Source organism: Mesorhizobium sp. M7A.F.Ce.TU.012.03.2.1, assembly GCF_004006095.1.
GTDB lineage: Bacteria > Pseudomonadota > Alphaproteobacteria > Rhizobiales > Rhizobiaceae > Mesorhizobium.
In genome coordinates this window covers 36,101-59,910 of the sequence record NZ_CP034779.1, presented here as the reverse complement: position 1 = coordinate 59,910, position 23,810 = coordinate 36,101, and the positions used below count along the sequence as shown (strand labels likewise).

21 protein-coding genes and 1 pseudogene are annotated in these 23,810 nt (G+C 60.8%); 19 read left to right on the top strand and 3 right to left on the bottom strand.

What is annotated here, in order from left to right:
• From EJ079_RS00335 to atzF, 4 genes are read left to right on the top strand one after another with little or no spacing between them, the layout of a single operon-like run.
• Positions 1-1,524: an ABC transporter ATP-binding protein gene (locus EJ079_RS00335; RefSeq protein WP_127807750.1), complete on the top strand. Its 1,524-nt coding sequence runs from the start codon at positions 1-3 to the stop codon at positions 1,522-1,524.
• Positions 1,524-2,192, top strand: a complete 669-nt coding sequence (locus tag EJ079_RS00330) for an isochorismatase family cysteine hydrolase (RefSeq protein ID WP_127807749.1) — start codon at positions 1,524-1,526, stop codon at positions 2,190-2,192. Before EJ079_RS00335 ends, EJ079_RS00330 begins: the two co-directional genes overlap by 1 nt.
• A complete protein-coding gene (locus EJ079_RS00325) occupies positions 2,185-2,535 on the top strand; it encodes a cupin domain-containing protein (RefSeq protein ID WP_127399298.1) in 351 nt (116 codons plus the stop codon). The genes EJ079_RS00330 and EJ079_RS00325 overlap by 8 nt, the downstream gene beginning before the upstream one ends.
• On the top strand, positions 2,532-4,394 hold the full coding sequence (gene atzF, locus EJ079_RS00320; protein ID WP_127807748.1) for an allophanate hydrolase: 1,863 nt from the start codon (positions 2,532-2,534) through the stop codon (positions 4,392-4,394). Before EJ079_RS00325 ends, atzF begins: the two co-directional genes overlap by 4 nt.
• Positions 4,395-4,620: 226 nt before the next feature.
• Here the strand turns inward: atzF and EJ079_RS00315 are convergent, their stop codons facing one another.
• A complete protein-coding gene (locus EJ079_RS00315) occupies positions 4,621-6,345 on the bottom strand; it encodes a hypothetical protein (protein ID WP_127807747.1) in 1,725 nt (574 codons plus the stop codon).
• Positions 6,346-6,782: 437 nt separating this feature from the next.
• Between EJ079_RS00315 and EJ079_RS00310 the strand changes: the two genes are divergently transcribed.
• The 4 genes from EJ079_RS00310 (at position 6,783) to EJ079_RS00295 (ending at position 9,259) form a co-directional block, all read left to right on the top strand.
• Positions 6,783-6,971, top strand: coding sequence for a hypothetical protein (locus EJ079_RS00310; RefSeq protein WP_127322616.1), 189 nt, complete (start codon positions 6,783-6,785; stop codon positions 6,969-6,971).
• Positions 6,972-7,246: 275 nt separating this feature from the next.
• The gene (locus EJ079_RS00305; protein ID WP_245466439.1) at positions 7,247-7,675 is read left to right on the top strand and encodes a hypothetical protein; all 429 of its coding nucleotides are present in this window, start codon (positions 7,247-7,249) and stop codon (positions 7,673-7,675) included.
• A 477-nt stretch (positions 7,676-8,152) separates the two neighbouring features.
• Positions 8,153-8,335, top strand: a complete 183-nt coding sequence (locus EJ079_RS00300; RefSeq protein ID WP_127322615.1) for a hypothetical protein — start codon at positions 8,153-8,155, stop codon at positions 8,333-8,335.
• Between the two features lie 15 nt (positions 8,336-8,350).
• Entirely contained in the window at positions 8,351-9,259 is a 909-nt protein-coding gene (locus tag EJ079_RS00295) for a LysR family transcriptional regulator (RefSeq protein ID WP_127322614.1), read from the top strand.
• Positions 9,260-9,714: 455 nt separating this feature from the next.
• Here EJ079_RS00295 and EJ079_RS00290 read toward each other — a convergent pair whose 3' ends face one another.
• Positions 9,715-10,776: an aromatic ring-hydroxylating dioxygenase subunit alpha gene (locus tag EJ079_RS00290; RefSeq protein ID WP_127807746.1), complete on the bottom strand. Its 1,062-nt coding sequence runs from the start codon at positions 10,774-10,776 to the stop codon at positions 9,715-9,717.
• 795 nt (positions 10,777-11,571) lie between these two features.
• Here EJ079_RS00290 and EJ079_RS00285 point away from each other — a divergent pair.
• The 8 genes and pseudogenes from EJ079_RS00285 (at position 11,572) to EJ079_RS00250 (ending at position 19,844) form a co-directional block, all read left to right on the top strand.
• Positions 11,572-12,759, top strand: coding sequence for a magnesium transporter (locus tag EJ079_RS00285; RefSeq protein WP_127332122.1), 1,188 nt, complete (start codon positions 11,572-11,574; stop codon positions 12,757-12,759).
• A 521-nt stretch (positions 12,760-13,280) separates the two neighbouring features.
• Positions 13,281-14,495 (top strand): tetratricopeptide repeat protein, encoded by a 1,215-nt coding sequence (locus tag EJ079_RS00280; RefSeq protein WP_164873696.1) that lies wholly within the window; start codon positions 13,281-13,283, stop codon positions 14,493-14,495.
• Between the two features lie 89 nt (positions 14,496-14,584).
• Positions 14,585-15,310 carry a FecR domain-containing protein gene (locus EJ079_RS00275; protein ID WP_164873695.1) on the top strand — a complete coding sequence of 242 codons (726 nt, stop codon included), beginning with the start codon at positions 14,585-14,587 and terminating at the stop codon, positions 15,308-15,310.
• 87 nt (positions 15,311-15,397) lie between these two features.
• On the top strand, positions 15,398-17,341 hold the full coding sequence (locus EJ079_RS00270) for an adenylate/guanylate cyclase domain-containing protein (RefSeq protein ID WP_164873694.1): 1,944 nt from the start codon (positions 15,398-15,400) through the stop codon (positions 17,339-17,341).
• A 260-nt stretch (positions 17,342-17,601) separates the two neighbouring features.
• Positions 17,602-17,700, top strand: a pseudogene (locus EJ079_RS33640) (integrase); the annotation flags it as partial.
• Between the two features lie 285 nt (positions 17,701-17,985).
• The gene (locus tag EJ079_RS00260) at positions 17,986-18,489 is read left to right on the top strand and encodes a hypothetical protein (RefSeq protein ID WP_127807742.1); all 504 of its coding nucleotides are present in this window, start codon (positions 17,986-17,988) and stop codon (positions 18,487-18,489) included.
• 172 nt (positions 18,490-18,661) lie between these two features.
• Positions 18,662-19,321, top strand: a complete 660-nt coding sequence (locus EJ079_RS00255; protein ID WP_127807741.1) for a L,D-transpeptidase — start codon at positions 18,662-18,664, stop codon at positions 19,319-19,321.
• Between the two features lie 10 nt (positions 19,322-19,331).
• On the top strand, positions 19,332-19,844 hold the full coding sequence (locus EJ079_RS00250) for an OmpA family protein (RefSeq protein ID WP_127807740.1): 513 nt from the start codon (positions 19,332-19,334) through the stop codon (positions 19,842-19,844).
• Here EJ079_RS00250 and EJ079_RS00245 read toward each other — a convergent pair.
• The gene (locus tag EJ079_RS00245; RefSeq protein WP_127807739.1) at positions 19,742-20,860 is read right to left on the bottom strand and encodes an aldehyde reductase; all 1,119 of its coding nucleotides are present in this window, start codon (positions 20,858-20,860) and stop codon (positions 19,742-19,744) included. The two genes, EJ079_RS00250 and EJ079_RS00245, sit on opposite strands and share 103 nt — an antisense overlap.
• A 606-nt stretch (positions 20,861-21,466) precedes the next feature.
• On the opposite strand from EJ079_RS00245, the gene EJ079_RS33635 reads away from it, so the two are divergent.
• The 3 genes from EJ079_RS33635 (at position 21,467) to EJ079_RS00230 (ending at position 23,782) form a co-directional block, all read left to right on the top strand.
• Positions 21,467-22,027: a hypothetical protein gene (locus EJ079_RS33635; protein WP_245481778.1), complete on the top strand. Its 561-nt coding sequence runs from the start codon at positions 21,467-21,469 to the stop codon at positions 22,025-22,027.
• A 223-nt stretch (positions 22,028-22,250) separates the two neighbouring features.
• Positions 22,251-22,538, top strand: a complete 288-nt coding sequence (locus EJ079_RS00235; protein WP_127807738.1) for a hypothetical protein — start codon at positions 22,251-22,253, stop codon at positions 22,536-22,538.
• Positions 22,535-23,782 carry a hypothetical protein gene (locus EJ079_RS00230; protein WP_127396516.1) on the top strand — a complete coding sequence of 416 codons (1,248 nt, stop codon included), beginning with the start codon at positions 22,535-22,537 and terminating at the stop codon, positions 23,780-23,782. The genes EJ079_RS00235 and EJ079_RS00230 overlap by 4 nt, the downstream gene beginning before the upstream one ends.
• Positions 23,783-23,810 lie beyond the last annotated feature (28 nt).

Here is a 23,810-nt window from a genome sequence, read left to right as displayed (position 1 = left end):
ATGAATGACAGGAAAGCGGTCGGCGTCGAGACCATCGGCATGACCATGCGCTTCGGCGCCTTCACGGCGCTGGATGCCGTGTCGGTGAAGGTGCCGGCGGGCTCCTTCCACGCGCTGCTCGGCGAGAACGGCGCCGGCAAGTCGACGCTGGTCAAATGCATGATGGGTTTTTATCACCCGACATCAGGCGACCTGCTGGTCGATGGCCGCGAGGTGGCGATCGCTAGTCCGCGCGACGCCTCGGCGCTCGGGCTCGGTATGGTCTATCAGCATTTTACGCTGGTGCCGTCGCTGACCGGTGCGGAAAACCTCGTCATCTCGCGCGAGAAGGTTCCGGGCATTATCGATTGGCGTAGGGAACGAGCCGACCTTGCCGTGTTCATGGAGCGCATGCCGTTCAAGCTGCCGCTCGACGTTAAGGTGGCGGAACTCGCCGCCGGCGAAAAGCAGAAGCTCGAAATCATCAAGCAGCTCTATCTTGGCCGCAGCTTTCTAGTGCTGGACGAGCCAACCTCGGTGCTGACGCCCGGTGAGGCGCAGGAGGTGCTGGGGCTGGTGCGCGACATGACCAAGGCCGGCGACCTCACCGTGCTGATGATTTCGCACAAATTCCATGAGGTCACCGCCTTCGCCGACGATGTCAGCGTGCTGCGCAAGGGCAGGCTGACGGGAACCGGCCGCGTCGCCGACCTCGACCACAAGGCGATGGCGGCGATGATGATCGGCGACCAGCCGATCGCCGCGCTCGACAGTCGCGCGGCGCCGAAACCCGATGCCGAGATCGTGCTCAAGGTCAAATCGCTGAAGGCGCCGGACCGCACCGGGCTGAAGTCGATCCGCATCGAGAATCTCGGCGTGCGTTCGGGCGAGATCGTCGGCATCGCCGGCATTTCCGGCAATGGCCAGAAGGAATTCCTCGAGGTCCTGGCCGGCCAGCGGCCGCGCGACGGTGGCGAGGTGCTGGTACGCGGCTCCGCCTATGCGGCGACGCGGGCCGAGGCGCGCGCGCTCAATGTGCGGCTCATCCCGGAAGAGCCGCTGAAGAATGCCTGCGCGCCAAAAATGACGGTGGCCGAGAACATCTCCTTCCGCACCTTCGACATCGACGGCAACGGCAGGCCGGTGAACTGGATCAGCGCCAGCGCCATACGCGCGTTCAGCGCCAAGCTGGTCGAGCAGTTCAAGGTCAAGACCGCCTCGCTATCCTCGCCCATCGCCTCGCTGTCGGGCGGCAATGTGCAGCGCGCCGTGCTGGCGCGCGAACTGACCGGCGAGGTCGACCTGCTGATCGTCTCCAACCCGTGCTTCGGCCTCGACTTCTCGGCGGTGGCCGAAATCCGCGCCCGCATCATGAAGGCGCGCAATGCGGGTGCGGCAGTGCTGCTGATGTCGGAGGACATCGACGAGCTTTTGGAACTGTCCGACCGCATTTTCGTCATGTCGGACGGCGCGCTGGTCTACGAGACGCCGATCGCGCAAGCGAGCGTGCAGACCATCGGCGAGCATATGGCGGGACATCACTGATGGCGGAGATTGATGCGCAGCCGTTCGCCTTCTCCTTCAAGCCGCAGACGATGGCGCTGGTCGTCATCGACATGCAGCGCGATTTCGCCGAGCCCGGCGGCTTCGGCGCCAGCCTTGGCAACGACGTCAGCCGGGTGGCCGCGATCGTGCCGACGGTGAAGAAACTGATCGAAGGTTTTCGCGCCGCCGGCCTGCCGGTGATCCACACCATGGAGTGCCACCGCGCCGACCTGTCGGACCTGCCGCCGGCCAAGCGCAATCGCGGCAATCCGGCGATCCGCATCGGCGATGTCGGGCCGATGGGCCGCGTGCTGATCGTCGGCGAGCCGGGCACCGCAATCCTCGACGAGCTTGCGCCGCTGCCGGGCGAGATCGTCATCGAAAAGCCCGGCAAGGGCGCCTTCTACGCGACCAGCTTCGGTGGCGAGCTGAAGCGGCTCGGCGCACAGCAGCTGGTTTTCGCCGGCGTCACCACCGAGGTCTGCGTGCAGACGACGATGCGCGAGGCCAACGATCGCGGCTATGAGTGCCTGCTCGCCGAAGACGCGACGGAAAGCTATTTTCCCGAATTCAAGGCGGCGGCACTAGCCATGATCCGGGCGCAGGGCGCCATCGTCGGCTGGACGGCAACGACCGACCAGGTGCTCGAGGGAATTGCCAATGCCTAATTTTGCCTTTGCCGGCCTGCTCGACGGCGGCTGGCGCGATCTCGCGTTCGAATATTTCCGCGACGGCATCAGCGTGCACTGGCTGCTGAAGGGCGGGCCGGTCGAGCCGTCGGTCGCGATCCTGAAATACCGGTCCGGCGCCAGCGTGCCGCGACACCGACATGTCGGGCTGGAAACCATCGTCGTGCTGGAAGGCACCCAGAGCGACGAGAACGGCGACTATCCCGTTGGCAGCGTCATCCTGAACCCGGTCGGCACCGAGCATTCGGTGTGGACGAAGGACGGTTGCGTCGTGCTGATCCAGTGGGACCTGCCGGTGATCATTCTGGAGAAGACGAAATGAGCGATATCCATTTCGACATAGCGAGCCTTCACGCAGCCTATCGGGGAGGCCTCGCCGTTGGCGATGTGATCGCGACGATCTTCACCCGCATCGAAGCGGCCGACGACCCGGGCATCTTCATCCATCTCACCGCCAAGGCGGATCTCCTAGCCCAGGCCGCGGCACTCGGTCCGTTCGACCCGGCGACAAAGCCGCTCTGGGGCATTCCCTTCGCCGTCAAGGACAACATCGACGTCGCCGGCATGCCCACGACGGCCGCCTGCGCCGAATACACCTATTGGCCCGAGAAAGACGCCACCGTTGTGGCGCGGCTGAAAGCGGCCGGTGCGTTGGTCGTCGGCAAGACCAATCTCGACCAGTTCGCCACCGGCCTCGTCGGCGTGCGCACGCCCTGGCCGATCCCGCGCAATGCCATCGACGAGGCGCTTGTGCCAGGCGGCTCCTCCTCGGGGTCGGCGGTGGCGACGGCGCGCGGCATCGTCTCCTTCGCGCTTGGCACCGACACCGCCGGCTCCGGCCGCATTCCGGCCGGCCTCAACAACATCGTCGGGCTGAAGCCGACGGTCGGCGCGTTGTCGGCCGCCGGCGTCGTGCCGGCCTGCCGCACGCTCGATTGCGTCTCGGTGTTCGCGCTGACCGTCGATGATGCGTATGGGGTGTTCTCCGTTGCCGCCGCGCGCGACGCTGCCGATCCTTATTCGCGTGACATCGCCGTCCAGCCGCTCGCCGCGCGCCAACCGGTGCTGACCGTCGGCGTGCCTGTAAAAGCGGAGCTCAAATTCTTCGGCGATACGGCCATGCAGACTGGTTTCGAAGCTTCGCTTGCCATTCTGTCGCGGCTTGGCTGCCGGCTGGTCGAAATCCCCTTCGGCGATTTCTACGCTACCGCCAACCTACTCTATGAGGGTGCCTGGGTGGCCGAGCGCTATGCGGCGATCCGCGATTTCATGGAAGCCAACGAAGCCGCCTTGCATCCGGTGACGCGCAAGATCATCGGCGGCGCCAGTAACCTGTCGGCGGCAGACGCCTTTTGCGGCCTCTACGCCTTGCAGGCCTACAAGGCGAAGCTCGCCCCGGTCATCGCCTCGGTCGACCTGTTCTGCGTGCCGACCGCCCCAACGCACTATACCACTGCTACCGTGCTCACCGATCCCGTCGAGACCAACAGCCGGCTCGGCACCTACACCAATTTCGTCAATCTTCTGGACATGTGCGGCATCGCCGTGCCGACCGGCAAGCGCGACGACGGGCTGCCGATGAGCGTGACGCTGCTTGCGGCCGCCGGAGCGGACGGCCTTGTAGCATCCGTCGCGCGCGATCTCCATGCCGCGAGCAGTCCCACCCTCGGCGCGACTGGCTGGCGGCAGCCGAGCGCGCAGCCTGTCGGCGCATCAGTCGAAGATGGCACTATCGAGTTGGTGGTGGTCGGCGCTCACCTCTCGGGAATGCCGCTCAATGGCCATCTCAAGGAGGCTGGTGCCCGGTTCTGCCGGGCGATGAGGACGGCATCTTCATACAAGCTATATGAGCTCGCGGGCCAGACCACGCCTAAGCCGGGACTGGTCCGTGTTGAAAACGGCGGCACTGCGATCGAGGTAGAGGTTTGGCGGCTACCTGCCGACGCATTCGGCCACTTTGTGGCCGCCATCCCGTCGCCCCTGGGCATTGGCAATATAGAGCTTGATGACGGCAGCACCGCCAAAGGTTTTCTAGTGGAATCCGTGGGCTTGCTGGGCGCTTTTGATATCTCGTCATTTGGGGGCTGGCGCCGCTTTCTGTCAGATCGTTCCCGCTTGAACACTTCGTCAACGGAATATGCGGAGGCAAGAGCAGGTGGCGACACCGCCCGCGGCGGTTAAACTTGTTATATCCTTGATCGCGAAGCCGGAAGCTGCCGTTTCGCTATCGGCCCCGCTTCTGCCTTCATCTCTCGTTTCTCGAGTGGCCAATCAAAACCGGAGGAGTAACACGACGGGTTACTCGATTTGATCCCGCCGCACGGTCGCACACCATGGAATATCGGAAAGACCGGTAGGACGAAGCGGCTAGCTCTGCCCGCGAAGATTCTTCGTCCCGTTTCGGCGATCAATCCCGGCGTGGTTCGTAAGGCTTGGCGGCCCGTTTAGCGACGCGCTCGCGGTACCTCGCGTCGGTTCCACTTCGGTTTTCCGGCTTGGTAAGCGTTTCGACAGGCTTCCCGAGGACGACCAGCAGCGTGTCCCATTCTTCCTGGCCGAGCGTCTTGTAGCGGTACTTCAGACCCGGCGAAGCCAAGAGCTGCTCGATCTCAGGCCGCGCGAAAGAGGCCGCAGGGCCAATGCGGCGAAAGCCGCTACGCACGGCATCGGTAGCCGCGGTCAGGTCGCTGAAGCCATACTTGCCCGGATCGTAGACGGAGTACTCGCGCAGCAGCCGCAACAGGTCGGGCACGGCATCGACGCCGCGGTCCCCCTGGCGCTTGATCAGGTCGGTGGCAAAGCGGCTGACCGCCGGATCTGCGAGAATCGCGCGCTCTTCGGGCAGAGGATCGGTGTATGCACCCACAGGGAGGCCGGCCAGGGCATTGATCCAGTGGCGCGCCTCCTTCTTGTCGGTGGCCGCGAGGTAGCGGCGGGCGGCGAGCCGCCGCAGATCGGCGGAGTCGCCATCGACCTGTTTGATGATCGCCCACAGCCCGTCTGGGGATCGCACCCGTGGGTCCTCCAAGACGCGAACCAGCAGGCGCCGGTCGCTTTCGCCGAGCGGCTGGTCGTTCGCGCGGAACGAGTCCATCCATTGATTGGCGAGCGCGAACACGGGACCGCTCACCGGCTTACGCGGATCGTCGAGCGCTCTGGCAAGTTCCTCGCGCGTTCTCGCTTTCGCCGCTTCCATATTCACGCCGCGCGAAACGCTGGTGTGGTCGAGCAGCAGCCGGTTGACCGGAACCTCGGCGTACATCCTTCCGTCACCGAGCCGCAGACGCGCCCAGCCGAACCGGAAGTTCTCGATCCCGCCCGAAGTCCCGATCAGCAACGGCGCCGCCGGGGCAAAGATCGACAGGATCGACTGCCGCAGCAGCACCTGTTCACCGGCGTCGGTGATGGTGAGCGCCTTGCGGTGGGGTGCGGAGGGTTCGAGCGACCAATCCAACCGTCCCGATCGGGGCTTGGAATCGGGCGCGGCAGGGCCGTCCTCGATAGCGATGGTGAAGTCGGGTTCGGGGGCGTCGTCGCTTTGCAGCAGCGCCTTGCCCTCTGACATCATCAGGTTCCATTCGGATTCCAGCGCGCGCTGAGGGGCGAGCGGATCGGAGGCATCGTAGCGCCGCTCTTCCAGCAGGCCATGCCCGATGACGGTGCTTCGTTTTCCGGGCGTCGAGTCTGGCACGACGCGGTAGGTATAGGAATGACCGCGAAGGGTCTGGACGCGGACCGAAGTGACGCCCGGGGTCTTGAGCAAGGCCGCGCACAATGCATCGCAACGGCCCTCGAACGGGCGGGCGAGGAGAATATCGCCCTTGAGCGCAATCGGTGCGTTCGACTGAATGTCCGGCTCCTCCAGGCTGGCCAGCATGCCCCTCGCCCAGGTGAGGCCTGGCTGGGGGATGGTCCAAAACAGTGCCAGCGTCGCGGCGCCCGACATGACGTTCAGAGGAACGCCTGAAAGGAAACTTCCGAGCAGCAAGCAGAACAGCGCGAAAGCGATGCCATACATGAAGGCCGTTGGCATCGACCCGAGGATGAGCCCCGGGATGATCAGGAAACTGCCGATGATGACCAGCCATGGCATTGTCAGCGCCACGAACGCGCCGACGCCGGTGATGATCAAGTAAGTCTTCAACCACATGCGCGGAACCTTACCGCGCAGAATTCAAAAAATGATAAAGCTACTGATCTCGGGTCGGTGCCGTCTTTCGGCATCCACCCGTTGACGGGATCTCGTTACGCTCACCTCAAAAGGCTGTCGACCGTCCGCCTTTGGGGGTTCTGGCGCCCACATCACATGACCGACTCGGGTCGCAAGGGGAACGCCAGCTTCTAGCCCATCGCGCCCAAACCGGAAGGACAGCAGACGGCCCCAAAGCTGCCGGACTCCAATGCGCCTCATGTCGGCCGTTGAAGTCCAACTTTGCCACGACCTGAAATGCCCAGGGTCGGAGGACGCGAAGACCGAAATCGCCTTTGGGCGGCAGAGGTCCGATGGCCGATTGTCCCGGAACCTCAGGCCGATCGAAGAGTTGCCATTGCTTCACAAAGGAGAGGCTGATGGTGGAAAAATCGGTCGACAAGAAAGTTGGCAAGCGCCCCGGCAAGGAGCTTGAAGCAGACGCGCGAGGCCAATCAGAAGAGCACCACAAAGGCGGAAAGAACGACGGTGTCTCAAGCGCCAATCCGCGCGTTTTATCAGGCGAGAAGGATGGCGACGCCACATTTCCTCTAAAGCGGGAACAGTGACAGCAGCGTCATTCCAGCGCTGACCGAACCAAATCTCGCCCACGGTTGTCTGCGACTGATTGCGCCCCAGCTGGCCTCGGGAACGAGGCTGGACCAGATAGCTCTGATGTCGCAGCCGATTCAGGGTACAATTTCCGCAATACAGAAACCCTGGCGCTGAAACCAGTGGTTCCAGGCCTAATGAAGAGGACGTCTCATCTCTGGCCTAAACGCGTTGTCGCGCGAAGGTGTTTGGGTGGTGATTATGTTGTTTTCTGTGGAAGAGGCCACCCTCAGTGGCGGTCGTTTTTGTGTGGATAAGACGTGCATGGCCTATTGGTTCTGCGCGTCATGCCGCGCACTCTCACGCAATGAAGGCGGAGTATGTTGAACTGGTTTTGTTCGAGCAGTCTTTCGCCAATATCAATCGGCCGTTTGCCGATCGAGTGGCTGACGTCGCGGAAAAGACTGGTGGCTCTGTTCTGTTCGATATTCGCGTCGAGGACGACACTCGCATTCAAAGGATGGCAGCTATCGGTTATGGCGCAAACGGAACCGTAGCGATCATGATGAACAAGCAGGGACAACTTAGCACCACGCCGGTGAATGGGAACGACGACATTCTCGTTGCCGAACTTACTGCTTGGTGTTCGCTACCGATGGCTAAACAGGTCTGCGTTAGTTACCATGGTGCAGCCGCGCGCCTGCTTGCTAACCTTCTTTGAAACGAAACGTGTTGGCGCGTTTGACACAAGGAGCCACCTCAATGGGCGGGCCAGGCGCCGGGGCCTCAGCGTAAGGGTGTGGCCCCACGATATCTCCAGCGCACGTATGCGGGTTGGTACCCTACTCCGGCGCAATTTCAAATGTCGGGTTTCTTTACTAGCGAATCGTCATTGCCGCACCAAAGACGCAGTTCCAAGAACAGATTTTGTACTCTTGGCGACAGTCTCTACCCCTGCTGGTATTACAAAGACTGTAGACTTGCGCACAATCCGAACCGCAGCTTTTATGCTCGCCTACGTCCGCTAGAGCGCTTTCATCGATGCTGTCCTTAGAGGTCACACCACATTGATGATTATAACCTGGCAGGCCAGATGACGCGGTCGCGTCGCCACATTGTTCGACGGCGATCGCCGATACATTTGCAAGGGCGACAAGACCGATAGAAGCTAATATTACAATTGATATGTGGCGCATGATTGCTCCATTCGATCGATGAATTAGTTGAAGAAAGTGGAACAAACATTATTCCATCTTTCATTGTCTTTAAAAAATCAATGTCGCTTGAAGATGCTTCTTCGACAGGATTAATTATCCTCGATGACGGCGCTGCTGTCTTGTGCTATGTTTTGTTCAGCCTGCTGCAAGAATTGCAGCGGTGATGCCGGGGGCTGCCGATGCGTTACCTGAACTCCGCTCACTATATCGATGTGGTGGCCAAGACCGGTTCGATCCGCGCCGCCGCGGAATTGCTCGCCATAACCTCGACGGCGCTCAATCGGCGTATATTGGCGATGGAGGCCGAACTCGGCGTTGCCATTTTCGAGCGACTGCCTCACGGCGTGCGATTGTCCAGCGCCGGCGAACTTCTAGTGCAGCACATGCGCAACCAGTTATCCGATATGGAGCACGTGAAATCGCAGATTGCAGACCTTGCTGGCGCCCGGCGCGGCCATGTGGCGATCGCCTGCAGCCAGGCGCTATTGCCCTACCATCTGCCGATGCAGATCTCACTCTACCGCAAGGAACATCCGAATGTGACCTTCGGAGTGCACCTGCGCGACCGGGAGGAGGCCGAGCGTGCCTTGGTCGATCACACGGCCGACATTGCCATCGTCTACGAGCCAACCCGGCTGGCTGCCTTCATGACACTAATACGGGTGCACCAGCCGGTGCATGCGGTTATGCGGCCCCATCATCCGCTGGCTTCTCACGAGACGGTGCGCTTGCGCGCTTGCCTCGACTATCCAATCGCGCTTCCCACATCAAGTTACGGTGTGCGCTACCTGCTCGACATCGGGGCGCAATCGTCATCGCTGCAGCTGGAGCCGGTGATTCAGTCAGACAGCTTCGAATTCCTGCGCAACCACGCTATCTCAGAGGATATCATCACCTTCCATTTCCCGATTGGCCTATCCCACCAGACGATGACCGGTGACATGATCTCCCGGCCGCTCGACTTGCGCGACGTGCCCGCTGGCATGCTCTATGTCGGCCAACTCAAGGGCCGCACCCTACCGGTGGCCGCTGCACGTTTCGCCGACCAGCTTTCCGCTTCGCTGGCGCAGCAGTATGAGGTCTCGTGATGGCGCCTATTAGGGGTCAGAACAAGAGCAGTGCCGGGCATCTTGCATCCTATCAAATGAATGCAATCGAATGACGCCTATTCTCGGAACGCTATCGCACGCGACTTCATGCCAAGTCCTTGGTCGCTTACCACGAAACCTTGATCGCGCGGGGCCAGAAGATGACCGGATAGCTGTGCTCGGCCGGCCGTGCGACTGGGCTGACGCAGGCGTTGCCGGAGCAGCAGCCGCGCCTCACGGGCAGAGAACCTGCGATCAGTGCCGATCGGGCCAATCAGCTCCAGCCTGCTAAACTTGGTCGTCAAAGCCGCGTGCGCCGATCTGCTCTCCGCATTGAGCGAGCTCCGATTGCCACGACGCTCGTAACTCGTCTTACCGTGCCCGCCCTATTCGACTGGCCGGAGGGCTCTCGTGCCGGCGCCGAGCTATCCGGCGGACAAGGACGCCAGGGGCGCTCACAGCCCCAGTGCCGCAGCGACACGTTCCTGGAAATACTGCACTCCCCGCTCATGCCGCCCCGAGAGCGGGCCGGAGCTATAGGCTCCTGCGGCATAGTTGCGATGCGTATCGGCGCAGATGGCGTAGTCCTCGCGTACCACGGCCAGAGTGCCTTGCACAGATTTCGCCCTGCTCTCGGATGCTTCTGCAGCGATATCGGCAAAGAAGAAATGGTAATGCTGGTCTGTGTGATGCGGTGAGGTCGGGTTGATCCGGCTAACGTTCATGCCGCCATCGAAAAGCGATAGCGTCCAGTTCGGCCACATCCAAAGCCATTTGCCGCGATAGAACAGACCGTCTTTCGGCGGTGCGGTCATCCGGACATAACCGGGATGGGCGGTGGTCTGGAAAGCTTCGAAGTCGATGGCAGCGTAGAACGAGGGATGTGTGCCAGGGATGTGGTAGCCTTCGACGAAATTGTCGGTGTAGATCTTCCAGTTCGCCGTAAAGCTGACGGTGGCCTGATCGGTGGCGGCATAGGTCTCCAACGGCTCGTCCGCCAGTTCGTCGGGCAGAGAGCCAAGTTGATCCAGAAGACTTTCCTTCGGGTCGAGTGCCGCGAAGAGCAGCCCGCGCCATTCCGACAAGTGCACCGTCTCCAGCGGCCAGTCTTCGGCGATGATCGCGGGATCCTTGCCATACCATGGGGCCTGCACCAGCCGTCCGGTGTCGGCAAAGGACCATTTGTGATAGGGGCAAACGATCAGCCCACATTTGCCCGCGCCATCGGCCAGAAGTTTCGCCCCCCGGTGGCGGCAGACGTTCTTAAATCCGCGCAAGGTCCCGTCCCGGCCCCGGATGGCGAAGATCGGCGTGCCGGCGATGTCGATGGCAAGGTATTGACCGGACGTCGCGACCGAGGCGACAGGCCCCATGAACTGCCAGGTGTGCGCGAAGATGCTGCACCGTTCCTGCTGCCAGATATCATCGCGTACATAAAGCGACGGGTCCAGGTTCAGGTATTGCACAGGCGGAGTGTCGAGTGGCAGCTGGTCGGGCCGCAAGGGGTCTGGCGTCATAGGCTAACCTCCAGTTGCGGCAATCCTGTCGTAAGCGGGGCGGCATCGCAAGAGAATTGGCTCTGCTGCGCACAGCCTGTAAGCCGGCGTGCAATTTTGCTCTAAAGCAGATTTGCTGGAGTGGCGGTCGTTTCCAATTCGCCGACCTAGTTGTCGACCGCGATCATCACGTGGGATGCTTAACCGCAGCACAGGTCCCAGGTCGACTTCGAGCCCAGTTCGTCGTCCGCCTGGTGGACGGCGGGTATCAGAATAGTGCCGTTCGCTCGCGAACGACGGGGGATGGAGTCGTGAGCTGACGAGAGAAACTTTGCCCGAGGACGCCAAGCTAGAACGGCAGCTTACCGCCGAGCGTTCGGCACGCCGAATCCTGATGTTGGCTTAAGCGTATCTCAGACATTCAGTCTGACCAGACTTTTGCGAATGGCGTCTTTGCGCTTCGTCTCGGTCATTGAGATATTAGCAGCCGCTTCCAAGAAGCAGACATCAGTGACCGCGCCATAGCTCTCGATGCGCAACGATATCAGACTCTCCAACCCGCCATTGCCCACATGCATTTCCCAAGACGGCCATTGATCGCTCAGGCAGGAATTCCGGACCGGTCCGGATCACCCAGGTGAGATGGCGTCTGCCGGGTCGACGCATGCGTCAGGCGGCGTATGTCAACTCGTTTTAGGCCGCAGTAACTTCGAGAGCCAAGGCGGACTGCTGGGGCAGGAAGAAGCTGAGTATTTCCACATTGGTGCGATCCGGTACTTAACATATTATGTGACCTTCAACTGGGGGTTATAGCGAATGAAAGATGAGACCGGCGTTCAGAAGTTGGTGCGCACACTGCGTGCCCGAGCACCCGACGACGCAGCTGAATTGCTGGCCAGAGAGTCTCCCGAGTTCATCCGCGACACACTAGAGCTGTTGCCAGAGGGGCACGCCCGCAAGGTGGCCGAGCATTTGCCATCGCATATGCGGCCCATCAGGCCCCCTGACGATGGCGAGGATTTCGCGATCCCCGAGTCGCTTGTCGAGGTAATGGACCCGATTTCCGCCAGCGTTCCTGTCGGGACGACGGTTGCTGCCTCGGTGGAAGCTGTCAGACGCGCCCAGGTGCCGACCGAACTCACTTATCTCTACGTCACGGACGAGGGCAATAAACTGGTTGGCCTGGTGGTCCTGCGCGATCTGATGCTGAGCGAACCGGACGCCATTGTCGACCAGATCATGCTGCCCAAGCCGTTCGCTCTTGATGTAGGTCTCTCTTTGAGCAACGCCTGCAAGGCAGCGGTACGGCGTCACTACCCTGTCTATCCGGTGGTGGACGCGGAGAACCGGCTGCTCGGGCAGGTTCGCGGCTGGCGCTTGTTCGAGCAGCAAGTCATTGAGATTTCCGCTCAGTCTGGCCAAATGGTAGGTGTCCAGAAGGAGGAGCGCTCTTTCACGCCGCTGTTTTCAGCCTTCTTGAAGCGTCATCCGTGGCTGCAGTTGAACCTCCTGACGGCCTTCATGGCCGCATTCGTGGTCAGTTCGTTCACAGGAACCATCGAGAAGATCGTCACGCTGGCGGCATTCCTCCCGGTCTTGGCCGGGCAGAGCGGAAACACGGGCTGCCAAGCACTGGCTATGACGCTGCGTGGCCTTGCGCTGGGGGATGTGGACAAACGACCGAAGCTGCACTTGGTGGTGAGAGAGGGCGCGCTCGGGATCGCCAACGGCTTGCTTGTCGGCCTTCTTGCGGCTGCGGCGATGTGGTTCTACGCCTCGAGGCAACCGGAGTCGGCGGCCCAAGCGCCCATGTTAGCACTTGTGATCCTGCTTGCCATGTCCGGATCGTGCCTCATGTCTGGAATCTCCGGCGTGCTGATCCCGTTGGGCCTGCGCCGGGTCGGCGCCGACCCGGCGGTCGCTTCGGCGATCTTCCTCACCACCTTGACCGATATTGTAGGCATGGGCCTGATGCTGGGGCTGGCCACCATACTCGTGCTGTAGCGAGGTACGTCCCTGGGAATTGGGGCAACAAGCTGATCTCGTCGCGTTCAGCGAATTGCGAGAGCCAGGCCGCATCGCGCACGCATCGTGAGAAGCACCCTCCGGTAGCTCTCTGACCCCTTGCGCAACGCGCCGGAAGACCTTTGGATAGGCCGTGGATGACCTTGAAGCCTATTCAGTGACCAGAACACGCGCAGAATCGCGCAAGCAATATTAACCTCGTCGGTTTGCGATCCGCCATTCAGGATCTGGTTGTTTGCCGCTGGTGCCGAATATTTCAATTACGTCCAGCAACTCCAAGCAGACGTTTTTGCGACCAGCGCAGCCAAAAATAGGAAATAAGCCTGTTGCGCAGCTGCAACAGCTGCTGAGGCTCGCATGATCTGGTGGCAGTTCAGTCGCCTTTTTTCTTGTAGTCATGCGATTCCTTCGCACTAGTCCGGTCGGGGTGGGTTCTCGGCATGCAATCTTCGTCTCGCACGATTTTCGGCTTCGCCGCAGCGCTGCTTTTTAGCGGGGTATTGCCGGCCGGCGCACAAGGTCTTTTTACGGCCTATGACGATGCGTTTTCGGCCCGCATCGCCAGTCCGGCCGACAATGGAACGCTCGCCCAATTCGTCACGGTTGCGGTCAACGCGGGCCAATACGATCAGGCGATCTCCTCAATCGAGCAGTATCTGATCCAATACCCCCGCGATGCGCGCGCCCGGCTTGCGGCCAGCCGGTTGTACTATCATGTCGGCTCCTATGAATTGGCCCGGCGGCAGGTGCAGTACGGCATCGAAGTCGGCGGTCTGACAGCGGGTGAGCAGCAGGAAGCTGTTCGCCTCCTCGGCCGGATCGATCGTGCGTTGCGTGGCGTCACCTGGGAACTCGCCCTGACCGGCGGCGTATTCAGCGCATTCACCGATTTTGCGCCGGGCGGGGCGCAGGACGAGGAAAGCTTCGTCTCGCCCTACGGGCGGGCGGAAGGCTTTGTCCGGTGGGACCTCGGCACGCCAAGTGCCGACGCGCTGGTGCTTTCAGGGTCGTTGACGGCGACAGAGCGTTTTTTCACGGAAGACCTGTCGGTTCCGGGCAGCGATAAGACTTTTGTCCACGGCAACGCAGCGATTACCTGGGACAAGGGGCTGCCCAATAGTGGGATCGATTCGCTTCGCCTGCTGCTCTCCGCGTTTACCGTTACAGACCGTTTCGACAGCGATATTCAGGAAACCGGCATTGGCCTTGGTGGACGTTTCCTCGTTCGACCGACGGTCGAAACGACGCTCTTCGCCGGTGGCGGCTACATCGATCTAAGCGCCTCGCAAGGCATTTTCGCCGACAGCAGGGTCTTCTATGAGGCAGGCGGCAGCTACCGCTTCCGCAATGGCCAGGCGCTCGGACTGCGCTTTGTCGGCTCGAATGACTTCGCTTCCGGATCTGGAGAAATCGGCCGCAGCTACTCAGGCGAGGTCCGCTATGGCGGCCTGTTGATGAACGTACCGGATCTTTTCGCATGGTCACACCAGATCGCCTTCTCAGCCGGCCACAGCGACATTCCCGATCTCTCGGTCGGCATCGGCACAAATATTAAGAGCGACTTCTGGCGCATTGCCTCGGAAAGCGATTTTCAGCTGACGGAAGCCCAGAAGATCAGCGTTGATCTCGCCTGTCGAGAAACCACCTTCGCCATCGCCAACCGCGACCGAAAATCGTTCGAAATGCTCATGAGCTATACGTTGACGCTCAATTGAAAGAGGCCTCGATGAGGTACCGTCAGATCGCTCTTTTTATCGCCTGCCTTGCTTTCACGGTACCATCCGCCGCTGAGACAGTCGGGTCGATGACAGCCTATCAGACCAACATCGTCCGCAACAACGATGGGACAATGAACGTTGGTGCTGGCGTCGAACTCGGCGACCAGTTGCGCAGTGACCCCACCGGTCTTGGAATGCTGGTGTTCCGGGATGAATCGAGCGCCAAGATTGGTCCGAACACCAGCCTGACAATCGATGAATTCGTCTACAATCCGGGCTCCAGTTCCGGAAAGATCGATATCGGGATGAACAGCGGCCTGGCACGTTTTTATGGCGGCCAAGTTTCTAAAGGGGGCGTCATGCAGGTTGCGACGCCGCACATGGTGCTCGGGGCGAGAGGCGGCATCATCGAAGTGCTGGTGGCAGCCGGCCAAACTGTCGGCATATTGCGCGCCGGCCGCATGACCTGCACGATCAATGGCAAACGACTGGTCATCACAAACCCGGGCTACGCCTGCACGTCGGAAGATGGCAAGCTGCTGACCGGCTACGGTGGCATCGACACCTTCCCGATATTGGACAGTATTGACCGGATAGCGGGCACCGGCCTGCCAGGGGCACCGGGTCCTGGGTTGGACGTAAGCGCAATTTGTGCATCGGCACTCGGCGGCTCGCTCGAAGTCTGCGGGTCCACGGACGGCGCATTGCCAGGAGTGATCTTGGAATTCCCTGACAGCCCAATGCCACCTGCGGGCAGCGGGGGGCGGAGGGGCGAGTGTGAGGGTGAGCGTTGCTGTTACTACTGCGATTAGACTGGCCCCACGATGAGCCGCTTGGTCGGTAGTCCCTGGGCTGATTGGCGGCAAGCTGGCAGGCGCAAAATATCCGGCCTTGTGGTCGTGCTCCTGCTGCTCGCTTGCCATTTGGCTTTTGACGCACCGTTGTCGCGTCTGCGTGAGCGGACGTACGACTTCTATCAGTTTCTCGCCCCACGCCAGGCGACGAGCAATCCTGTCGTGATCGTCTCGATAGATGACGCCAGCCTCAAGGCACATGGGCGATGGCCTTGGAATCGTGGCCTCTTGGCCGATCTGGTCGATGGCATCACCGAATCCGGCGCGGCGGTGGTCGGGCTTGCGCTGGTACTCCCCGAGGCCGACAACTCGCCTGAAGGCATCGCCGGAGACAAGCACTTAGCAGCGGCGCTGGCCAAAAATCGAACGGCGCTTGCCGTCAGCCTAGGCAATGAGGCGACAGTTTCAGAAGCAGAACCCAAAGCCGGCTGGTCGATCGTCGGGCAAGTACCCGATACACTTCCCGGCTTCACCGGCTTGACCGGCTCGCTTGCCGAATTCTCGAACACTGCCGCGGGCCTTGGAGTGATTCGCACCTTGCCCGATCCCGACGGCGTACTGCGCCATGTGCCGCTGCTCTGGCTTCGCAACACCGCTCAAGGCGTGCAGCTGTGGCCGTCCTTCGCACTCGAGCTCCTGCGCCTTTACGCTGGACAGGACGGGTACATAGCCCGGATGAATGCAGCCGGGTTCGACGCACTCAGGATGGCCGGCGCCATTGTGCCGCTCGAGCCGGAGGGGAGCATCCGCCTCTGGCAAACCGCCACCGATGCGCCCCGCCTGTCTGCCAGCACTATCCTTTCGCGCCATGGCGATCCGCGGCTGCGCGACGCCATCGCCATTGTCGACCTGTCGGCTGTGGGACTGACGCAGTACCTGCCCACGCCAAGGAGTCCAGCACGATCAGGAGCGGACATCCACGCCGACGCGGTTGGCCAGATGCTTGCCGGGAGCTACCTGGCCGAGCCAACGCACGCGCGTATGCTCGAGCGGCTCTGGTTTCTCCTCAGTGCCGTCGTTTTCATCGGGCTGTCCGGAGTGCTCGCCGGGCGTGTCGTGCTTGGCGCCCTCGCACTGGCGCTGCTGGCCGTCACGCCGTTTGTGTTCGGCGCTCTCGAGTACAGCATGCAGGGTGCACTCTATGACCCGCTGCAGCCGGCGCTTGCAACGATCATGGTTGCGGGCTTCGAAGGCTATGTCCTCTACAGGCGCAGCGAGCAGCGCCGGTCCACCTTGGCGCGACAGTTCTCCCAATATCTGTCGCCCTCCGTGGTGCAGCGCCTCGCAAGCTCGGACACCGAGGCAATCCTGTCTGGCGAGAAGCGCGAGATCACAATCCTGATCAGCGACATACGCGGCTTCACGACGATGAGCGAACAGCTCGATACCCATGAGATCGCCAAGGTAGTCAACCATTTCCTTGGTATTGCGACCGATGAGATACTCAAGCGCGACGGCACCATCGACAAGTTCATGGGCGATGCGGTGCTGGCCTTCTGGAACGCGCCGCTTGATCAACCCGATCATCGCGAGCGTGCGCTCGACGCGGGTCTTGCCCTGATCGAGCGGGTGAAGCGCGAAGATGCCGCCTTCACTGCGGATGGCCATCGCTCGATCGAAATCGGCGTCGCCATCGAGACCGGCATCTGCTCGGTAGGCAATTTCGGCTCCCAACGACGCTTCGATTACACCGCAATCGGCTCCCCGGTGAACCGCGTGGCACGTCTCGAGTCCACGACCAAGAAGCTGGGCATCCCCCTGGTGCTCGGACCCGGCTTTGCGGCAGGAGCATCGATGCCGGTCGTCCAGGCGGGCGCCTTTGAGCTCCAGGGTTTCAAGGGCGAGGTGCCGGTTTTCACTGTTCCGGAGATGCAAGCTGCTCACCAAGGTGTGAGCCGCGAAGTAGAGATCCAACAATCTGGCGCCCCTGGCGCGGTGGTTGGTTCGCCGCCATCCGTGCAAATGACACCGCCTGATGTTGCGCCCTGAACCCGAAGCACACGCTGACCGGATTCAGCCGATCGCAGGGGTGCCGTCCTGCATCGTGAACTAAGACCGCTGGGGAGGACCTAGGTGCCATCAGGCGGCATCCGGCCTGCGCAGCCGTTGTTTTTGACGGCGGGCGTCTCGCACGCCTGCAGGATTAGGCCAATTTGGTCGGCCGCAAAATACCGGAGCTGAAAGTAGCCCATCTATTCCTGAAAGCTGCCATTCTAGTTGCGGCCCCACGCTCATCAACCGTCTGCCGGCGCGCAGCGGTCATCCAACAGAACACCGGCCGACCTGTTCAGTTCGAGTTGATGAGCGACGCACGCTCCAGCCTTCTCGCATGGCTGGAGCGACGCGGTAGAAGATGCCCTGGAACTGCTGAGGCTACGGAAACCTACAGATGCAGCTCCATTTCCGAGTGGAGCCGCGTATGCTAAGCGCCTTGTTTCGGTCGTTGAGGCGAACTCCTGCGATCCCATATGTGGACATAGTTGCTGAAGACGCTTTGAACCAGACTCGCGTGGGAGTGAGGTTGCAAAACGCCTCCTCCGGGTGAGAACTCCCCGCAGAGAGCCGCTTCTTCAGACAGGCTCCGACCAGGCCGCAGGATAGGCGAGGCAGCCCCAGAATTTGGAGACCAGAACATGGCAAGCGGGGAGCAGCAAGACAAATCAGCGGCGGAAAAGGCAGTATGGCCGCTTCTCTTTCTAACGGCGGCGCTGCAGGCGTATCTGGGTCTGTCGTTGGTAGCCTATGTGTTCATGGGCGTGTCAAACCCGGGCTCCGGGATGGCCGGATGGACAGCGGCCATGACAGGCGGGCTCCAGACGATTGCGGCCATGGCGGCCTTTGTGCTGGCTCTTCGAGGCGATCTTCGCGGCACTAACCTGGCGTTAGTCGGCAGCATCATGCTGGGCTGGTTTTCGATGCTGCCTTCGGTCGCTGAGCAAGGGCTCGACTTTGGCGGTGACGACTGGGGTACCCCGGTCTATTTCGTGGTCTCCCCCATCATCGCGATCGTTACGGCAACGCTAGCTTGGCGCAACCTATACCTGGTCCCGGCAGCTTTCATCGTAACAGCACCGACCTTCATCGGCATTTTGGTCGTCATCGTCTTCGGAATCGCCATCGCTTTATACGGCTTCTGAATGCGTGGCAGGTTCGAGGCTCGAAGTCGCAAGGATTGGCTTCGGCCCGTGAATCCGAGGCGTATCGAAGGTCCGGCTTCGGGTCGCATCCGGCCCGCTGCAGCATTTTCCACTTTGAGGCGAAATCATTCTCGACTATGGTCTGCCAGACTTAAGGCATGGGGGATTGCCGATGGTTTTATCACGCAGGGGAGTCGTGATCGGCGGCCTGGCGCTGGTCGCGGTCGGTGCAACCGGCAATATCGTTCTAGCCGCGACGGCAAAATCCTTTTTCGCCGGTGACGCCAGCGACAACAATTTTGTCTATCGCAAGACCAACTTCGCCAAGATCGACAAGAGATGGCATCGCCAGATCGTGAAGTATTTCAGCAGCGAGCCGGTCGGCACTGTCGTGGTCGATACCCGCCACCACTTCCTCTACCTCATCATGGAAAACAAGACCGCCATCCGCTACGGCGTCGGCGTAGGCAAGGACGGCTTCAAATGGTACGGCCGCGCGACGATCGACCGCCGCGCGCTGTGGCCACGATGGGTCCCGCCCCCCGAAATGCGTAAGCGCAAGCCGGACCTACCGCCGATGGTCGCAGGCGGCGCGTCCAACAATCCGCTCGGGCCGCGCGCGCTCTATCTGTACCGCGACGGCGCCGACATCGGCTACCGCCTGCATGGCACCCTGGAGCCATGGAGCATCGGCACCGACGCTTCCAGCGGCTGCATCCGCATGTTCCCGGAAGACATCATCGACCTCTACCAGCGGTGCCCGATCGGCACCGCGGTGGAGGTGCTGCCGCACATCGCCGACCAGGCGCCCGCTTCCACAACTGTCGAATGATTGGCGCCTGATGAACCGCATGATTGAAAACACGCGCCGGCTGCTCGCTGCCAGCCTGCTGGTGTTTGTCGCATCCTGCTCGACCAGCAACACGCTGGCCCCTTCCACGCCAGACGTCACCAACGCCGAGATTGCCGGCTTCCAGAACGTGCAGCCGGGCAGCGAGGAGGATTTTATCCTCAATGTCGGCCGCCGCACCTATTTCACACAAGGTTCGGTTGCGCTCGATTCTGTCGCCAAGGCCACCCTCGACACCCAGATCGCCTGGTTAGCAAAGCATCCGCGCTGGCTGCTCAAGCTGCAGGGTTTCGCCGACGATCCCGGCGCAAGTGAAACGGCGCTGTCGCAGCAGCGCGCCGATGCGGTGATGGACTACCTCGCCGCGGGCGGCATAGACCGCAATCGCATGTGGGCCAAGGGCTACGGCAAGGAGAGGCTCGTCCGCGACTGCCCCGACGCCGCCTGCAGGTCGCAGAACCGCCGCGTTGTGTCTAATTTGCGCGATGAGAGGGACGAGTCGTAGGTGGCAGCAGTTTTGCTTGTCATCGGAGGCCGTAGGCAGCTTTGTCCCCGTAAAGCAGACATGCCGACGATAGCACTTGCCGCAGGACTGACCAAAGCGAGAAGTCGCATCGCCCAGTTTGGCATCTCAAATCGCGGCGCTTTTGCTCCATGAGCACCCAGCCGCGACCTGAGCACCCGGGCTATCTCGTATATGCTCATCGTTTCACCCGCTATTGCAACGAACCGCTCGCCATTTGCTGCAGGATCGGTCATAGCGCGAATGTGTAGATCGGCGACGTCGCGGACGTCCACGATCCCGTAGGAAAGCTTCGGAGCTAACGGCAGATTTCCGTCCAGCATACGTTGGATGAGTGAAATTGACGGAGAATAGTCGGGGCACATGACCGGCCCCAATATCACCGTCGGGTTTACTGCTGTAAGCTCTGGCCCACCTTTTCGCCTCACAAAATCCCAGGCATCTTTTTCGGCTAACGTCTTCGATCTGACGTAGGCGGTGAGAGTGGGAATGCTCAAGTCACTCCAATCGGCCTCAGTGAATTCAGCGGTGTCCATATCGCGAGCGTAACTCATGGCAACGAATGACGATGTGATCACCAGCCGTTTAACCTTCGCTTCATGTGCTGCTCGCAACACTCGTAGTGTGCCAGATCTGGCGATGCCGATGGTGTCAATATTGCCACCCTTTTGTCCAACGGCAAATGGAGAGGCGACATGTAGCACGTAGGAGCTACCGGCGGCGGCATCATCCCAACCGGGATCGGCACTCAAATCTGCCTCGATGAAGGAAAGAGAAGCGCCAATTGATGATGCGCCCATCTGCTCGAGTGTACGACGAACTTCTGGTTCGCGTGTCAGCGAGCGTACAGTGCATCTAACCCGGTATCCAAGATCGAGCAGCTGCAAAATACAGTACATACCGAGGAAGCCGGAACCTCCCGTAACCAGCACTTGTTGGGATTGCGTAGAACGTTTGAGAGGTCTGATCATCGGCATCTGAAGTTGCGGGATTTCCATCGCAGTTTAAGCACTGATTCGATAGCCGACCACGCCCTTTCCCGATAACTTGGTCCTCTCCCCGGAAAAGCACAATCTCATATAGCTGGAAGACATGCTGCCCGACGACTATGCAGAGTGGGTCAAACCACGTCCACCTCCTCCCCATCTGAGAGCAAACCGACCGGCGCTATTTCCTCAAGCTGATCAAATGCAGGCGCGCCGAATCATCGCACCGCGCGCGGGCGCAAAGCGGCTGGAATGCTTGGACCGCTTCAAATGCCCGCACTCAATCGCTTTTCCGGACCTTCGCGTAACGACAGTTCGGTTCGAGCCATGATAGGCTTTGCGCCTCGAGAATGGTGGCGTCATTGCGCGGCGAACGGCCTTCTTGCGTATCCGGCGAAGGGGTGACAAACTGGGCAGTCGGACTTTTTGAGAGGGTGACGATGGCGTTGGGGGGGCCCGCGGATGGCAAGCGCAGGCGCTTTGCTCGACACAACACGGCCGCCCGTCAGGCGATGAATCTTAGTGCCAGCGGGGTAGTTGGAGCGTTAGCATGCCTGGTCATCGGGCAAGTTTCCGTTCACTTGAACCCGGCGGGTGCTCCCGCAATAGCGGTTGGCGATGCATATTCTCGCCATCGTGATTGTGTTCGCTGTGCGCGAACCGTTCCGTTTGCCATCTTGCAGCACTTCTCGCCCACTCGCCAAGATGATTGCCGTTGGCTGCGTCCTCGTTCTCGCAGCCGCTCTTTATGTCATCGCGCTGGCAGACTTCCCCCACAGGGTTGATGGAGATGCAGCGGCGCAGGCGAACAACGCTATGGAATTTTTGGTGGGAAACGGTCGTCACTACGGGGGCGGCAACGTGGTGGAAGAGACGGCCGAGATCGATGACGGACATCTCGATCTCTATAGCTTGGAAATGACGAACCTCTGGAAACTGGCGCTGATGCTCCGCTCCTTCCGTTCTGGAACGCATGGCGCCTGGCGAGAGGTTCGGACGGCTAGGTGCGTCGAGTTCGACATCGAGACGGAGAAGCCGATGCCGGTCAACACCGATGGTGAGATCGTCACCTCGACACCAGCTCATTTCAAGGTCCACGCAAAGGCGATCTCGGTGTTTGCGCCTCCGCCCGTGGGCATTCGACGTCGCACAGAAGGAGCATTCGGTACGGACCTTTGATTTGTCGGGCGACCATCCCGGTGTCAAGGCTGCGCAATAGCTCGTCCGGCCGCCGAGGCATGCATGATTATCGTGTTCTCGACGCGCTTCAAAGGCGCCTTCCACGCACCGCGGGTATTCTCCAAACGCTCGCTTAGAAGCAGGGCCAAAGATTTGTTGCCCTTCGCCGCTCGAATATTAGCAACCTCTTGACGATCGCCAGCCGCGCTCCAGAATCCCTCACATGGTGCGGGAACAGACTGGCATCGGCTTTGGCCACGAGGTGACGATAGGCGTCACCCATCTGGAACTGCTCGACGACCGTCGGGCCAGCGTCAGCGTTGCGACCTACAACTTCCTCTTCTCGATCGACACGCCGAAGAAGGCAAAGGCGCCGGACAAGTTGAACCTCATCGGCCACGCCAGGGCGGTCGATTATGAAGCTGGCAAGGCCACGGTCGGCGGTTTGGTCACAGTCGAAGCGGGCTCCCATCAGGGGGTGGAAACTCGCCGCGCCGGTGCTCCGCGATGAGAAAATCCGGGACTGACAATCTCGTCCCGGCCATCAAGAGCCCCGGCGATGCGCCGTCGATGAAGGGCGCAGAGCAGTTCGAGATTTTCCCCGACTACGGCCCGACGATCAACAAGCGCCACATGGTAGCGGCAGCGGTCGTGACAGTCCCGCTCCTGTTCGGTTTCACTGGCCTTGCTATTCGTTATGCCGCTGTTGCTTCAACGTTGGCGGAACCAGGCTTCGAGTCTTATGCTCGTGCGCTCTGCCGATGGGATTGCCACTGGTATCTGGATATTTCCGAACGCGGCTACGAGCGCTTTCCCATCCCAAACCAAAGCAACGTCGGACGATGGGGCTTCTTTCCATTCTATCCGATGCTGGTAGCGGTGATCCGGGCGATTTTCCCCTTCGCCACGATACTGGTCGCGACGATCACTTCGATTGCATGCAGCTACACCGCGTGTCTGGTGGCATGGCCGCTGCTGGAGAAGAACATGCGGGCCTATGTACTGTACTGCGCTTTTCTGCTTAGCGGCCCGTTATCCTTCCACTTCACAACTTTCCTTTCCGAATCTCTTTTCGTGCTCCTGACCTCGATTGTCTTCCTGGCACTCAAACGTTCCAGCTATCCCGTCGCTGGCATCTCGTCAGCGCTCCTCTCGGCAACGAGGCTCGTTGGGGTCCTCGTCGTCTTTGCGACCGTCATTCAAATGTTCCAGCAGCATCGCGAACGGGGCGGCTCACCACTCTCCTTTCCGCGTTGGGTGCTCGGTCGACCGGATCTGCTCGTCGCTATCTTTATCTCGCCTGCCGGCTTGTTTGCCTACATCCTGTTTTTGTATGTCACTGTCGGCGACGGCTTTGCATTTCTGCACGTCCAACGCGCCTTTGGACGAGTGGCTGGGAACCCGCTCCTGTTTCTATGGGACGGACTCTCAGCATTTCCCAAGACCGGGTGGCTGCCCACGGCGCCGCAATGGAGTGCGCTCGCAGCGATCATCGGGCTGGCGCTATCAGTCGTGCTGGTGGCTCGCAAGCAATATGGCGCTGGGGTCTTCTGCGCGATCTGCATTCTCGTGCCATTGATAACGAATCTGGCCTCCATGGTCAGATACGTCATTGGGCTGGCGCCTCTGATAATGTTGATGGCCGTCCTGTTGTCGGCGTCGAAACTGACCTGGCTGGCCGCTTTGGTTCTCTTCCTGGTCGCCTGCTATTTCATGACGGTGGCATGGATTGGGGGCTACCTTGCTTTGGTCTGACACCCTCAACCCCCATGGACGCGCTATC